12 protein-coding genes are annotated in these 14,412 nt (G+C 43.9%); all 12 read right to left on the bottom strand.

The features are described from left to right. Positions 1-67 precede the first annotated feature (67 nt). The 12 genes from HMPREF9334_RS09670 to HMPREF9334_RS11390 all read right to left on the bottom strand — a co-directional run bounded on the left by HMPREF9334_RS09670 (position 68) and on the right by HMPREF9334_RS11390 (position 14,407). The gene (locus HMPREF9334_RS09670) at positions 68-979 is read right to left on the bottom strand and encodes an NAD-dependent epimerase/dehydratase family protein (RefSeq protein ID WP_006693288.1); all 912 of its coding nucleotides are present in this window, start codon (positions 977-979) and stop codon (positions 68-70) included. Then, positions 976-2,004: a GDP-mannose 4,6-dehydratase gene (gene gmd / locus HMPREF9334_RS09665; RefSeq protein ID WP_006693287.1), complete on the bottom strand. Its 1,029-nt coding sequence runs from the start codon at positions 2,002-2,004 to the stop codon at positions 976-978. Before gmd ends, HMPREF9334_RS09670 begins: the two co-directional genes overlap by 4 nt. Before the next feature lie 87 nt (positions 2,005-2,091). Continuing rightward, entirely contained in the window at positions 2,092-4,713 is a 2,622-nt protein-coding gene (locus HMPREF9334_RS09660) for an SIR2 family protein (protein ID WP_006693286.1), read from the bottom strand. A 50-nt stretch (positions 4,714-4,763) separates the two neighbouring features. After that, a complete protein-coding gene (locus HMPREF9334_RS12035) occupies positions 4,764-5,690 on the bottom strand; it encodes a glycosyltransferase family 10 domain-containing protein (RefSeq protein ID WP_169311793.1) in 927 nt (308 codons plus the stop codon). 57 nt (positions 5,691-5,747) lie between these two features. Beyond that, a complete protein-coding gene (locus tag HMPREF9334_RS09645; protein ID WP_006693284.1) occupies positions 5,748-6,572 on the bottom strand; it encodes an HAD-IIA family hydrolase in 825 nt (274 codons plus the stop codon). 3 nt (positions 6,573-6,575) lie between these two features. Continuing rightward, positions 6,576-7,283, bottom strand: coding sequence for a phosphocholine cytidylyltransferase family protein (locus tag HMPREF9334_RS09640; protein ID WP_006693283.1), 708 nt, complete (start codon positions 7,281-7,283; stop codon positions 6,576-6,578). Next, on the bottom strand, positions 7,280-8,314 hold the full coding sequence (locus HMPREF9334_RS09635) for an iron-containing alcohol dehydrogenase family protein (protein ID WP_006693282.1): 1,035 nt from the start codon (positions 8,312-8,314) through the stop codon (positions 7,280-7,282). Before HMPREF9334_RS09635 ends, HMPREF9334_RS09640 begins: the two co-directional genes overlap by 4 nt. Positions 8,315-8,333: 19 nt before the next feature. Then, a complete protein-coding gene (locus HMPREF9334_RS09630) occupies positions 8,334-9,506 on the bottom strand; it encodes a CDP-glycerol glycerophosphotransferase family protein (RefSeq protein WP_006693281.1) in 1,173 nt (390 codons plus the stop codon). A 22-nt stretch (positions 9,507-9,528) separates the two neighbouring features. Further along, entirely contained in the window at positions 9,529-10,998 is a 1,470-nt protein-coding gene (locus HMPREF9334_RS09625) for a lipopolysaccharide biosynthesis protein (RefSeq protein WP_006693280.1), read from the bottom strand. Between the two features lie 35 nt (positions 10,999-11,033). Further along, positions 11,034-12,047, bottom strand: coding sequence for a glycosyltransferase family 2 protein (locus tag HMPREF9334_RS09620; protein WP_006693279.1), 1,014 nt, complete (start codon positions 12,045-12,047; stop codon positions 11,034-11,036). A gap of 30 nt (positions 12,048-12,077) precedes the next feature. Next, complete coding sequence (locus tag HMPREF9334_RS09615; RefSeq protein ID WP_006693278.1) at positions 12,078-13,367, bottom strand: hypothetical protein; 1,290 nt, start codon at positions 13,365-13,367, stop codon at positions 12,078-12,080. Positions 13,368-13,378: 11 nt separating this feature from the next. Then, positions 13,379-14,407 (bottom strand): glycosyltransferase family 2 protein, encoded by a 1,029-nt coding sequence (locus tag HMPREF9334_RS11390; RefSeq protein ID WP_006693277.1) that lies wholly within the window; start codon positions 14,405-14,407, stop codon positions 13,379-13,381. Positions 14,408-14,412 lie beyond the last annotated feature (5 nt).

Genomic DNA, 14,412 nt, shown 5'->3' with positions numbered 1-14,412 from the left:
ACTCGGGGACTTTACAACTTTCATCAATATACCTCGCTTCAAGCAATGTATCTAACAAGCCTCATCGTTAACAATGCTCCAGATACCACTGAACGGTCTCCCGAATCCCGAGGCGAAAATCTTTCTCCGGTCGCCATCCAAGGAGCTCGCCGCCCTTCGTTCCATCGACTGTCTTATACGGTGCACCATCCGGCTTCGTAGGATCGAGTTTCAGTTCTCCCTCATAACCAACATCCTCCTGGATGATCTTTGCCATATCGATGATGGAAATTCCCTTGCCAACACCAATATTCACCGGCTGCTCTGAATGCGGTGCATCTAAGCCACGCACCATCGCCTCCGCACCATCATCAACATAGAGCCATTCGCGCACGGGCTTGCCGGAGCCCCATACAATGACCTCGGGAAGATTTTCACGCTTTGCCTTTACAATCTTCATAATCAGTGCCCCGAGTGCATGAGAACGTTCTTCCTCGAAATGATCCTCCGGCCCATACATATTGGAAAGAATCAAATTCAGCGTGTCCAGACCGTACTGCTTTTCGTACGCCCACGCACCGACCCATGAGGTTTTACGCGCATGTCCGTAGACCATTACCGACTCATGGAGTTCCCCTTCCCAAAACTCATCCTCCTTGAAGAAGGTCGCACGTGCCGGATAGGCACAGTTAGAAATTGGATTGACAAGACGCTGTACAGAAAAATCCCTACAGGCATCGAGGAGATTGATTGTCATCAGCAGATTATTACGAAACAGCTCGGCAGGGTGCTTATAACCAAACTGAATACCGCCCACATATGCAGCGCAGTTGATAACCTTATCCGGCTTCACTTCCGCAAACAGCTGATGAACAGCAGATGCGTCCCGCAAATCCGTCCCCAACGATTGAGAAGTTTTATGAAACTCCAAGCCGCGTTCTTCCAGTTTTTTTGCAACGCGCTTTCCAAGAAACCCTGTAGCGCCTGTTAATAAAATCATTTGTGATCACCGCCATAATTATCAAACTTCATATCATAATCCATCATAATCTCGACCAGTTGTGCAAGGCTTGTCTTATTCCTCCACCCCAGTTTTTCCTTTGCCTTGGTCGGATCTCCCCACAGGAACTCCACCTCGGCGGGACGGAAGAATCTCGGATCGACATCGACAAGAAGGCGGTTCGTCCTACGATCATATGCCTTCTCTTCAACGCCCTCGCCTTCCCATGCAAGCTCCACACCTATGTGACGGAAGGCAAGTTCCGTGAACTCACGCACCGTATGCGTCTCGCCCGTTGCAATCACGAAATCATCCGGCTCGTCCTGCTGCAGCATCAGCCACATCGCCTCGACATAATCCTTTGCATATCCCCAGTCACGCTTTGCGTCCAGATTGCCCAAAGACAATTTATCCTGTCGCCCCTGCGCGATACGTGCAACTGAGCGCGTAATCTTCTTCGTCACAAAGTTCTCACCACGGCGCGGTGATTCATGGTTGAACAAGATACCATTACACGCATACAGATGATAGGCCTCTCTGAAGTTGACCGTGATCCAGTAGGCATAGAGTTTCGCTGCGCCATACGGGCTTTTCGGATAGAACGGGGTCTTCTCACTCTGCGGCGCAGTCTCAGGAAGCCCTCCAAAAAGTTCACTCGTCGATGCCTGATAGAAACGCGTGCCGCTCCGCATTTCACGAATTGCGTCCAACAAGCGAAGCGTGCCAAGGCCATCCACATCAGCCGTAAACTCGGGCACATCAAAGGAAACCTGCACATGAGACTGTGCAGCCAAATTGTAAATCTCATCCGGCTGAATTTTCTCCATCAAACGACTGAGGTTCGACGAGTCAATCATATCCCCGTAGTAGACATGAACATCCTTCATCAAATGATCAATACGAGACGTATTCGCAACACTTGCACGGCGGATAATCCCATACACCTCATACCCTTTTTCAAGTAAAAGTTCCGCAAGATACGAGCCATCCTGTCCAGTAAGTCCTGTAATAAATGCTTTTTTCATAGAAAGTTCAATCCTTTCAAAAAAAGTTGTATCGTAGCAAATATGTGCAACCCCAGATATAGTAACTGCAAGACAGATCAAACAATTTTATTTGATCTCGACATCGGGTAATGAGTCTATATCATAATCAGACTCATCCATAGGTATCCTTGGTTTTTTTCCCAACTCACGGAGGAAGGGCGCAGCAAGATCCCTCTTACCGTTTTGTTCCGCAAATTTTACAAAGTCCTCTATCAGCTTCAAAAAGATTTTGTCTTTAGCAGATAGATGATATACAGAGAGGGAAACCGCCTCCAAAAGTTGATTCCATTCGTTGATATCGGGTTCTATCTTTTTCTCATTATAATATTTCATTGCCATATTTACATATGTGTGTACCGAAAATGTTAAAGCACTACGATATTTGTTTCTTTCTTCAATAAGAGAAACCACTTGATCCCGCCCACGAAAGAAAAACTCATCCGCATGGTTTGGATCATGTTTTATACACCATATACCTCTTGCCATATCATTCTTTGCCTCCGCGTGAATAATTTGATAGGTACGGTATTTACGTGCAGACGCTGCGTTGGCAATAGAATTTGCAGCATCTTCAAATTTTTCACATTTGCTATATATAATACAACGTTGTATCCAATAATAGCTTAGATGTTGACATTCTGACTCCACGTTGGAAAACAACTGAAGGATATCTTCATTGGTTATCTTCTTTTGCATCGATATATTTTTTATTTTTGTAACAGATTCAAACATCAGGCTGTTCCGCGACTGCTCCCTCTCTTTTATTCGTTTGGCCAAGAATACTATTAAAAACCGTAACCATTCAATTCTCTGGCTTACAGGTATTGTCTTTACAACAATATCGCGAAACAATCGTACATAACGTAAACGAGGTCTCTTGGATTTGGACGTCCAAAAATCAGAAAATGAAATTTCAAACTTCTTATAATCAAAATTTTTTCTGTTAACAGCTAGTGCAATCATCGGTAAATCTGATATGGAAAACTCACATCCAAGTGATGCATAATACGTCAAAATTTCAAACACTTCAATTTGTTCTTCTTGACGCTTATGCTTGTACCACCCCTCGAAATAACTGGAAAACCGTCTTCCTTCGTGTGCATACCAAAGAACATCAATAAGATCTCCAATATCTCGTATGTTTTTTCTAATACTACTCGGTTTATTTGTCGCAGACTGTAAACGTCCTAGTCTATTGTGAGAAGCAAGTTTTGTGTAGGTATCCCACGCCTCTTTATCACTGATTCTTTCATTAATATAATAATCAAGTCTCTTATCATAAATATTTTGTAATGTATATTGTTTTGTATTGTGGTCAGAATCCAATGCTGTGGTAATAAAAACAACAGATTTTCCTAAAGCTTCATCAAACAACTCATCAAATATACTATAGAATAAGGCCGCATTCTCCATACAGAACGCAATCTTAGAATTATCTGTTTGACTGCGCAAGAACTCTTTGACCTTATCAATAATATGAAGGTCAATATTTTTCGTATAAAAACTCTGATATCCGTTCGCAGCAGAGAGTGTCAACAGCCTCATTGCCAAACAGCTTTTTCCAACAAACGATTCACCGTGAATCGTTACTAATACTGTTTTTTTCTCTACAAGATTTTTTTCAAAATTCTCTTGAATAGATACAAAACTCTTCTTCCTTTCGTCTTGCGGCATACTTCTTGGTATATCAATCTCATGAAAGAAATCCCCCGCACAAGGATCAGCACCGTTGTATAATTCGTATGTTTTTTCACTGTCAGCAGCATCTTGCAGCTCAGAATTCCAGTCTGAAAACGAATTGCTTAGCAAGAGCTTTTTCGTTGATTGTGCTTTTATCTTTAATTGATTCATATATGCTAGAAATTCGATATTTGTCATTTTTATGTGATGGAAGTTATTGTTTTTATCTATCTCTCTTATAAGGGATCTGCTTGATATCTCTGGCGACACGAAGAAATATTGTATCTTTTCATTATTACACTTATTTTGTAACAATGATATTAAAGCGATCTCCAAATCATTTTCTTGAAATTGCGTCCCTAAAATAATCAAATCGTTAGAAACGTACACCTCACCAAATTTCTGTAACATTCGATCATCACTTGCTGTAAAGTTGCGATATTCTTTTTCGTCCAATATATATCGATACGAACCTGATGGAACGGTACAGTTAACATCCCCATGTAGTTTTACCAAGATTGTCTCTTTTGGATTTTCCACATAATTTTGACAATCACGATTCCAGACTTCTAGCTTCTTGCCAATTTTTTCATAGATTTTTTCAACCAAATCATCCATGTTGAGCGTAAAAATATATCGCCATGGGTACGCTGCCAAAGTCTCAAAGGAAACATCCTCTCTCCATCCATGCACTTTCAAACGACGGGTTATGTATTCATCTCGTTCGTTTTCTAATCCGAACTCCCTTAACCATGTACAAAACTTTTTCAAATCTCCTTGTCGAACAGTTAAATCCACATTTTCACAATCTCGCTCATAATCTGGAATTTCTTTAATTCTAGGAATCAGTATATTTTCATATAGTTCTTGAGTCAAACGTTTTCCTAAAACCAAAGGTTGTTGATCAATATTGAATGCTCCAAGCGAAAAGCCCGCACCAAGTAAAAGAGCAGGATGCCCGATGGGGCTAGTCAAACGATCATGTAGCATCTCCAAACTTTTCTGCATAACGTATACCTCCAAGAGCAATCAGTGTGGATTTCCTGATGTGAGTGCGTTCACCCTCGTCTTATCTGCAACAACCGCTCTTTCAGCGATGAAAACTGTTCATAAACAAACTCTTCCGTATACGGAAGCAAACGAACCTGATGTACAAATTTATCATAGTATATCTCATCGCGTGCGAGCCGTATAACTTCCTGTACCAAGGCACTATGATCACTTTGTCCTCGCTCCCAAAGGAGTAGTGCGCTTCGATTCACAATTTCCGGCTCCGGATGATCGCCTCCGCCTGCATAAATAGGAATTGTTCCACTCCGAAAGGCTTCAAACAGCTTCTCTGTAACATAATACGGCGTGTCAAAATTCTCCGGGCAGATATTAAACTTAAACTCTTTTAGATAGCGTGGTTTATCATCATTGTAAACCGTCCACAGTTCATCAGTGTTTTGCTTCCATTTCCCAGCACAGGAAATAGCCAAATGATCTTTCAATGCATCATAAATTGGACCACGCATATTCCACTTATCGTGTCTGGAAATCAATACACATTCATATTTTCTTGTATTCTCTGCATGATTGATTTCTTCAATTCGCTCACGGATGGCATATCGGTCAACAACAGGATCGAACATATAGAGCAACCACAGAGGAAATCGAATATATCGTTCATCCTGTATATCATCATATCCGAGAGCCAGCTTGACATCTCCAAGTGCATGATCTTGATAGCTTTTATAGGGCCACTCTGCGTTATGCACATTTTCACCACAGAAAAAAACTTTATTCGGTGTTGGCAGCGTCAACGCAATACGTGGACCAAATACAGAAAAGAAATGATAGCAACGTTCTGTTCCAATATTTTGTACAACAAAACGATGAAACCACTCTTCCTCATAATTACACGGCCACCAATTATGATAGCAAACAGCTCCATCCTTCGTAGTATTCGTGTAATCAAACGCCACACGTCCCCATCGCTTCATTTTTCTGAGTGCACGCATTAACATAGGCAGAGTTCCACTACTTTCTTTTACACCAGTTTATACAGTTAAGGCACGATAGAGATCATTTACGCTGTTTAATGTGAACGTCGGACGGATGTCTCCATCCCGAATGTCATCCAACGTTGCCTCCCCTGTCAATACACAGACTGTATCAACCCCCGCATTCAAACCGGTTGCAATATCCGTATACAGACGATCACCAACGACAACAATATCTGCTAATGGAATCTGAAATTTCTCTGCAACCGCATCGACCATAATGCGGGAGGGCTTTCCTATGAAAATCGGCTCTTTTCCAACAGCACAGGCAATCATCCGGCATATTGCACCACAATCGGGGATAAAACCAAAGGACACAGGACACGCTAAATCCGGATTCGTCGCAATGTATGCAACATCTTCTGTGAGCATTTCGCATGTATTTCTTATTTTCTCACTGGTTAATTCTGTGTCAAATCCCACAACCACAACCTTAGCTCCTGCATTTGGAACTTCTGTGATTCTTAACCCGTAGGAACGGAGTTCTTCTCGAAATGAGTGTGTCCCCATACAATAGATCAGAGCGTCCACATGGTATTCCCGCAAATAAAGAGCCGTTGCCTGTCCGGCTGTAAAGAAATGATCTGTATTGGTCGAAATCCCAAGACGTCTCATTTTTTCAATATAATCACGCACAGACTTCGACGAATTGTTTGTAATAAAGACAAATCGACTGCCTACGCTCTGAATCTCCTCCAGAAGTTCCTTCGCTCCTGGAATCAAAACATCTTCCTGATTGATCGTTCCATCCATATCGAAAAGGAAAAGCTTCTTTGATTTTAAGAGAGCGGCATCAACGTGAAAACAGTCCAAATATCCCATCGCTCACTCCTTGAACATGGCTTCTGCCACTTTTAAGTCGTCGTGATTGTCTATCTCCATCCATCGACCATTCAATGGACATGCCTTAAATATGCTCTTCTTAAGAATATCATCAAGAGCGACTTCGCTCCATAGCTTCAATTCTTTTTTTTCCTCAATATAAGTTTTACATGCGTTAAAAAATAATGATCCCGCATTTGCCGAAAACTTATAGACATCAATTGAAGCACCAAGAGCCTCTTCTTTCGTGATCGCCTTTGAGATCTTAACCAGTCTTCCGTCCTTCTCGATCACCTTCATCGACTCGTCAAGATAGTTTCCAATATCCGTAACAATGGCACTTTCTGCAGGATACTGTAACAACGAATGGATAACAGAAGCATCATAAAACACATCTGCATTCATCATGAGAAAAGGCGTGTCGGAAAACAAGTCTCGTGCCAAATATGCCGAATACATATTATTGGTATCTAGGTAGTCCGCATTATCGATAAACTGGACATCTGAATACTTCTCTTTGACCGCATTCTTCAAAAGGTCTGCTCGATAGCCCGTAACAATAGATATATCTATGATCCCATTTTGATGAAGGTTCTCAATCTGCTTGAAGAGAATCGGCATTCCATTCACCGGAACAAGAGACTTCGGCAAGTCATCCGTCAGGGGAGCGAGTCTTGATCCGATGCCCGCTGCTAAAATTAATGCTTTCATTTCCATTCCTCCAGTAGTTGTGCATACAGACGCTTTAACTGCTCCGTATCGAGATCCACTTCATGCAAATATGTATAGCGATGTTTACGCATATCAGTAGCATGCTGCAGGCAGTAAACAAAATTCTCTTCAGAAATCTTCATATGCGCAGGATTAATGTCCACATGGAAGCGACGTAAATACCGTTCAACTGCGGAGGCATCTTCACCGATGAGTTTCAACACGACAACGGTTCCCAATGCGGTCTGCAGCCCATGAAGATTATTGAGCTGCAAAAAATAGTCCAGAGCATGACTAAAGAGATGCTCCGACCCGCTTACCGGGCGACTGCTTCCGGCAAGCGACATAGCAATACCGGAGAGAACAAGTGAACGTGCCAGAACCTCAATGAAGCCCGGAGAAATATCATCGAACTCCGTACGCATCAGAACATCAAGGGACGTCTGTGACATCAGATAGGCATAACCATTCATCGTATCTTTTCCACGGCGACATGCGAGCTTCCAATCGCGCAGTGCCATATAATTCGATATTGTATCTCCAATCCCTGCCTGAATCAAGGCGCGCGGACTGTGCAGAAGGATCTCCGTATCGAGCACCATCATGCTCGGCATCCGACACCCAAGACTCATAGGCTTTCCATCGACACGCTTAAGAACCGCAATTGGTGAAGCAATCCCATCGTTTGATATTGTAGTAGGTATCGAAAGCAACGGTCTCTTTGCAATATATGCCGCATATTTGCTGACATCAAGAGCCTTGCCTCCGCCGAGCCCTACAATAAGATCAATCTCCTGCGTGATCACATCCTCAGCAAGCTGCATAGCGAATGAAATCTCATTTTTTTCGACATGGACTTTCAGAACATCTCCTAGTTCTGCGAGCTGCCGCAAGACAACAGCTCCATAGAGTCGATCTACATGAGGTCCCGTAAGTAAAAGAATTTTACTGTAGGAGCCTTCCCGTTGCAGAAGCTCTCTTACTCGGAAGATTGCACGATCCGAAATCAACAGATTATCTGAAAACTCCACCCCTGACCACCTCGCATGACTACAAGATAAACTTTTTTAAGCGTTCAACAACGCGCTCACTTGCCTTACCATCCAATATACAACCATAGTTCTTCCAGTAGGATGTCATATCTTCCTGATATTTCTCGCTATGAAACGCCAAAATGTCCGCACAAAGTTCGTCATCTGTGCGATTCCGTCGGAGTGGAAGATCAAAGTAGATCTGCTTCAGCTGACGCTCCCGCGCAATGTAACTATCATAATCGGGCGTGTAGAGAAAAACAGGTTTTTTCATCATAATGAAATCATTGATTAAAGAAGAATAATCAGAGATCAGTGCATCCGTCAGAGCAAAGAGTTCCTGAGGATCGCCGAAAGAGGATACATTGATCATCTCTGCATCCGAAGGAGGAAAAAGATCCGGATTTACGATGGGATGCAGGCGAAGAAGTCCTACCCACTCTCCGCCAAAATGCTGCTGCAAAGCAGTTTGTACAGCTTCAAAATTCAACTTGTAGGTATCCTGCTCCACAAAGTCACGGAACGTTGGCGCATACATCCAAATCTTTTTTCCTTGTGCAATGCCAAGGCTCTTTCTGAGGGCTTCCATTGCCTCAGCTGACATATTACAGTAGACATCGTTGCGCGGCATCCCGGTTTCCCATATATCGCAATGACACCAAAACGCGTCCCGATACCACTGTGATGTATATGGACTATCTGAGATAAATACATCCGTGATTGCGGAGTTTACCTTACTGTCTTTAATATAGTCACATTCCTGTTCTTCTATAATCTCTGCCTCGACACATTTATAGGCATTCGAACCATGCCATGTCTGTATGAGAAGCTGCTCCTTTTTCTTGATGAAGGGAATCCTTGACTTGACATTTGTGATGATGACACCGGCCGTCGCAAGTTCATAAAGCATGCTAAGACTGCCCCAGCGTACTTGACGAACTTCGTGCGGTATTGCAGGATCATCCTTTGATACAAGCCATACGAGATCGACGGGAAGTTGTTGTCGTAGCATTTCCAAGGCAATGTATTTCGGATTACAGCCAAACCCCCGCCCGGCAACGTTGATAAAGACAACTTTATTTTTTTTCACGGATAATGGAGACAGAATATAAGCCACCGTCATTTCCGCTCCTCTACGTAAAGTTCTGCGGAGACCTGCGGGCAAAATCATCTTCGCAATTCTCTTTAGCATGTTTTCCTCCAATATGACATGATCAATTATCATCCCCACGATGTCGAACATTCTTAATGCGTGTATATGCTCCCTGACACAGCGTTTCAGCACCACGCAAACAAAACAACTTTCCAAGAGCAATATACAGGGTGATGCCGACAAGCCCCTCCATACATAGATAAAAGAACTCATGTGGGAGAATATATTGTGTATATTGCAGTAACCCTGACAAGATTAAAGCAAGGAAAATTGATGGCAAGACATCACGCAATTGATCACTTAAATGATAGTCAATAAGCTTACGGTTGGGTACAGCATTCATACAAAACCCAATGATACTATAGAGTGCATGTAACGCCACAATTGCTAAGGGACTAAACATAACACCAATCGAAATCAACAGAAAATAAACCGGTTTTTTGATGAGCTCCAGCTTTAGAACGATATCTGCACGACCAAGACCAAGAAGGGTCTGAAGGTTGACTACACTGAGAAATGCGAACAACTCCAAGATGCATACGCATTGGAGATAAGGCACACAGGCCATCCATTTATCCGTCAAAACAACATGAATGAGTGAATCCGCCGTCCCCGCCAGAACGCCCATAAGCCCCGCAACGAGAAACCCACCCGTTGTCATCGCCGCCGAGGCGGCTCCACGCAGTTGTTTTCGATCCTCTCTTAAATGAGAGAACGCAGGGAACAGGGTATCCGAAAACGCCGTTGATATATTTCCCGCAATCAGTTGTGGAAACCGTGCGCCCTGATTTGCAAAGGCAAGATCGGCAGGACTGTAAAAACGCCCGATGAAGAACCCCCTCATCTCACTAAACACCGTGCTGATCACATTCGTCACCAGCACACGCCAACCAAAGGAAAAGAGTCGATGAAAGGCAGCCCCGTCAAAAACCAGAGACGGTCTCCACGGAATGAGCAGCTGCAACGATGCTGTGCGAATAGCAACTGCTGTAAGATTTTGCCCAACGAGTGCCCAAACGCCGTACCCCATATAGGCAAGCCCCAGTCCGACAAAGCCGGAAACAACGGTACTCGACAGTGTCGATGGGAACAATTTTCGAAACACCATTTGCTGTGATACATACGCCTGCTGAATGGAATACATCGCGGAGAAGGGGAGGCGCAGCCCCAGCACCCGCAAAACAAGGGGAAGCTCATCGCTGTTCATTAGACTGCCAAAATATGGAGCTGCCGCATAGAGAATCACATAGAGCAGGCCTGAGATCCCCAGACTCACATAGAACATCGTTGAGAAGGAACGTGCGTCATACTGTGCCTGCTGAATCAGGGCATCCCCGATCCCATTTTTTAGAAAAACCTCTGTGAGTGCGATGAAGATCATCGTCATCGCGATAATACCATATTCATCAGGACTGAGGAGTCGTGCCAATACAATCGATACGAGGAGCGTCACCACCTGTGAAGAGCCTCGCTCCAAGAATTTCCACACGACTCCTGCAACTGTCGCACGCTGTATCTTTTCTTTATCCAATATAAGCTCCTATGAATATGATCATGCAGACTGATTTAGTGACGCAAAGCCTTATGGATACCCACGAATACTTTTCTCAGGAATAGGAACACAGGATATAACCGCAGGCAATATATCAAGTATTTCATTCGTAAGGATTTTCCCATATATTCGTTATTCAGAACTCCATAGGTTCTGCTCTGTATAAACAGATAGAACTCATCCATATCATGACGAAGTTCTTTGTTCATCCCTATATCATCAATTTTCCACTGAAGATAGAAGAAATCACGAAATGATCCCCGTTCTAACAGCTTCTGAATATGTAAGGGTTTATCTGCGCCCCACTCTAAATACCCCTTTGTACAATCAATCAAGTCCCGTATAAATCGAGGAGTATAGTTGGACGTGATACTTCCACTCCGCTGGACGTAGCAGTAAAATGCCTCCGAGGTGACACCAACCTTATTTGCCTCATAAAGAAGACGATAGTTCGTGTAGACATCCTCCCCAAGACGACCAAAAGGGAAACGGATTCGTTCACTCGAAAAGAACAATTCTCTGCGATAGAACTTGGTCGGTGCAATCATGAAATCAAATCGAAAGGTCTTAAAATACTCAGCAAACGCCTCCTCTCCTGTACAGCACATACATTGATGCGGCTCCTCCGGCCGATAATATTTATGTGTTCCGTCAGGATAAACATAGATAAGATTTGAGATGACAATATCCGCATCAAATTTATGGGCAATCTGGCGCAGTCGCTCACACGTCATCGGAAGAATATAGTCATCCCCGTCGATCAACATCAAGTATTCTCCATGCGCAGCCTCAATGCCTGTGTTCCGCGCATCGGAAAGCCCCCCATTCTGCTTGTGAATCACCATGATGCGCGGATCTTTCTCTGCCCACGCATCACAGATCGCAGGACTGCCATCCGTAGAGCCGTCATCCACCAGAATGATCTCCAGACGCTCATATGTCTGCGCTGTCAGCGAGGCAATGCATTGCTCCACATAGGATTCCACATTGTAGATCGGAACGACAATGCTGATAAGATCTTGATTCATACAATCACCTGTCACAACACTAATTTTTCTTCAGAAGAACGACGTAATTACAGCGTATCCCCCCACTAATCCATGCCAGAGGATTGTGAAGTAATTCATACCCGCCATCGCATCCAAGCTCTCAATCACGGCAACAGCATTATACTCGTATTTTATCGTATAAAGAACGAGTGGCAAGAGAGTCGGAATCCAAAGTGCCAAGAGATAGCGCGTTGGACGATTGATCTCAGCAATGCAGGGCAACAAGAAAATAGGGCAAAACAGAAGCACAAGAGCCTCGAAGCGCCAAAAAGCACCTGTGACAATGCTGAGCGATGCAAGAGCCATAACAATCACAATGTATAAATATACTGTCATGAGATTGTTCTTGACCCGTGCAAAACACTCGGATTTTCGATTCACAAACATCAGCAGCAGGAATACGCAGAGGATAAACCCACCATAATAGCGCTGAACATAGTATGAAGTGTATTGAACCACTTGACTGGCAAATCCGCCCTCTGTCCAATTCAGGAAGAAATATGCCTTCAGAATGGTACGTCCAATAAACTCACCAAGTATTCCTAATGCACCTAGAACGCTGACGTACTCATAGGCAAACTCAACGAAAAGAGGCATCAGGAAAGCAAAGCTCAAGAAGATCCAGCGCATACGCTGTACCGGAACCGCAATGAATCGTACAAACAGGAGCACAAGAGCAGCGGTATGAAGCCCCAACGGCAAGATATAAAACAGGATTGTGATAAAATTTAGCTTCTTCTGTACGATTTCCCGATATACAGCAAAAGAGATGAGCACAAAGGCAAAAACATTTCGCGTGTTGTTGATTACAAGAAAGATCCCAACCACATAGACCATAACAACGCCCAGAAGGACGACCTTCCAGTACGCAATTGGCCGATCAATGCGTCGAATCTGATCAAGGAGAACATAGAAGGCAATCGCATAGACGGAGAATCCCACAACAAAGGGGACGAGATGTATATCACGCGCATACGCCGCCCATGCAAAAAGGAAGTCGCGTGTATAGAGGAAGTCTGCATCTCTGGCAAGTACATAGGGAATCTCGTTGACAAAATAATCCGTGATCTGAATAAAATAGACTGTTATATCCGATGTTCCTGCTCCCAGCATATTATATCCAAGAGCACCAGCAATCAGACCACACAGAAGAGCGTCCTTAAGTGGAGACGGGTAAAACGGCTCGCGCCATGATGTCAGTGTTTTATAAATGAGATAGGCAAGAGAAAAGGCGATTCCAAGAATCGGGTAGAGAAAAACGGTTCCAAATAGCCATAGACTCACATCTATTTTTTTCATGCAGATCACTCTCATAGGCAGTGCTTGTCAACCAACTGTGATCGAATTCGGCTGTAGAGTCGTGGCGGCAGATATGCCGCCATCAGAATATTGATCATCTGACGCAGACCATTGTACGGATTGCGGAAACTCGAAAAAATCTGTGCGCGTAAATCCTTTTGCCACGCACGCAGTTCATGCATGTGAGCACGATATTCCGCAGTTCCTGCTCCACGAAAAATCGATCCACAATATGCCCAGATCAATCGCTTTTCGGCAACATCCAACGTTGCAGGATACTTCTGTGCAATAACAGCATGAACGCGTATATAGGATGTAAGGAGATCTCCCATGTGGGAGTCCCAGTGCTTGGGCAGGGTTGTGCTCCCTGCACGCGCACGATAATAATACAATGCATCGGGCAGTTCTACCATACGTTGTGCCCCGTCTATGATGTCAGGGATGATATAGGTATCCTCCATCATCATCCCCACCGGAAAGCGGAGATGTGCAAAGATTTCCTTTTTATAGATCTTATTCCACGGCGCTGTTGTTGGCGAGACCCGTTTACTTCGTCCAAGGAGAGCGCGAATCATGTCTTCCTTCGTATGATAAACATGCGTCTCAGTCATTGAATCTCGATGGGTGACATCATCAACAAGCCGTATGCTCTGGCAACAGACAACAGTTGCATCATACTCCACGGATGCACGATAGAGTCGTTCCATCATATGCGGGACGATGTAGTCGTCACTGTCTACGAATCCGATATATTCTCCGCGACACACGTCAAGTCCGAGATTGCGCGCCTCCCCCTGACCGCCGTTCGGCTTATGGATAACGCATATACGCTCATCCTTTTCCGCATAGCTGTCACAGATATCCCCGGATTTGTCCGTAGAACCATCATCAACAAGGATAATCTCGATATTTCGATAGGTCTGTTCACAGATGGAATCCACACACTGTGGAAGATATTCTGCCGTATTATAGACTGCGACAATAATACTAATTAAAGGGAACTCTCCCCGTTGCTCGAAGGCATCGTTTCTCGAAAGCATCGCTT

The organism is Centipeda infelix ATCC 43532, from assembly GCF_000234095.1.
In the GTDB taxonomy this organism is placed as follows: domain Bacteria; phylum Bacillota; class Negativicutes; order Selenomonadales; family Selenomonadaceae; genus Centipeda; species Centipeda infelix.
The sequence above is the reverse complement of the archived record's forward strand: the minus strand, read 5'-3'. Positions and strand labels throughout refer to the sequence as shown.

Coding starts and splice junctions, on each gene's coding strand:
- HMPREF9334_RS12035 (WP_169311793.1), bottom strand. CDS start 5,690: ATGAAGCGATGGGGACGTGTGGCGTTTGATTACACGAATACTACGAAG.
- gmd (WP_006693287.1), bottom strand. CDS start 2,004: ATGAAAAAAGCATTTATTACAGGACTTACTGGACAGGATGGCTCGTAT.
- HMPREF9334_RS09645 (WP_006693284.1), bottom strand. CDS start 6,572: ATGGGATATTTGGACTGTTTTCACGTTGATGCCGCTCTCTTAAAATCA.
- HMPREF9334_RS09615 (WP_006693278.1), bottom strand. CDS start 13,367: ATGAAAAAAATAGATGTGAGTCTATGGCTATTTGGAACCGTTTTTCTC.
- HMPREF9334_RS09620 (WP_006693279.1), bottom strand. CDS start 12,047: ATGAATCAAGATCTTATCAGCATTGTCGTTCCGATCTACAATGTGGAA.
- HMPREF9334_RS09670 (WP_006693288.1), bottom strand. CDS start 979: ATGATTTTATTAACAGGCGCTACAGGGTTTCTTGGAAAGCGCGTTGCA.
- HMPREF9334_RS09660 (WP_006693286.1), bottom strand. CDS start 4,713: ATGCAGAAAAGTTTGGAGATGCTACATGATCGTTTGACTAGCCCCATC.
- HMPREF9334_RS11390 (WP_006693277.1), bottom strand. CDS start 14,407: ATGCTTTCGAGAAACGATGCCTTCGAGCAACGGGGAGAGTTCCCTTTA.
- HMPREF9334_RS09640 (WP_006693283.1), bottom strand. CDS start 7,283: ATGAAAGCATTAATTTTAGCAGCGGGCATCGGATCAAGACTCGCTCCC.
- HMPREF9334_RS09630 (WP_006693281.1), bottom strand. CDS start 9,506: ATGCTAAAGAGAATTGCGAAGATGATTTTGCCCGCAGGTCTCCGCAGA.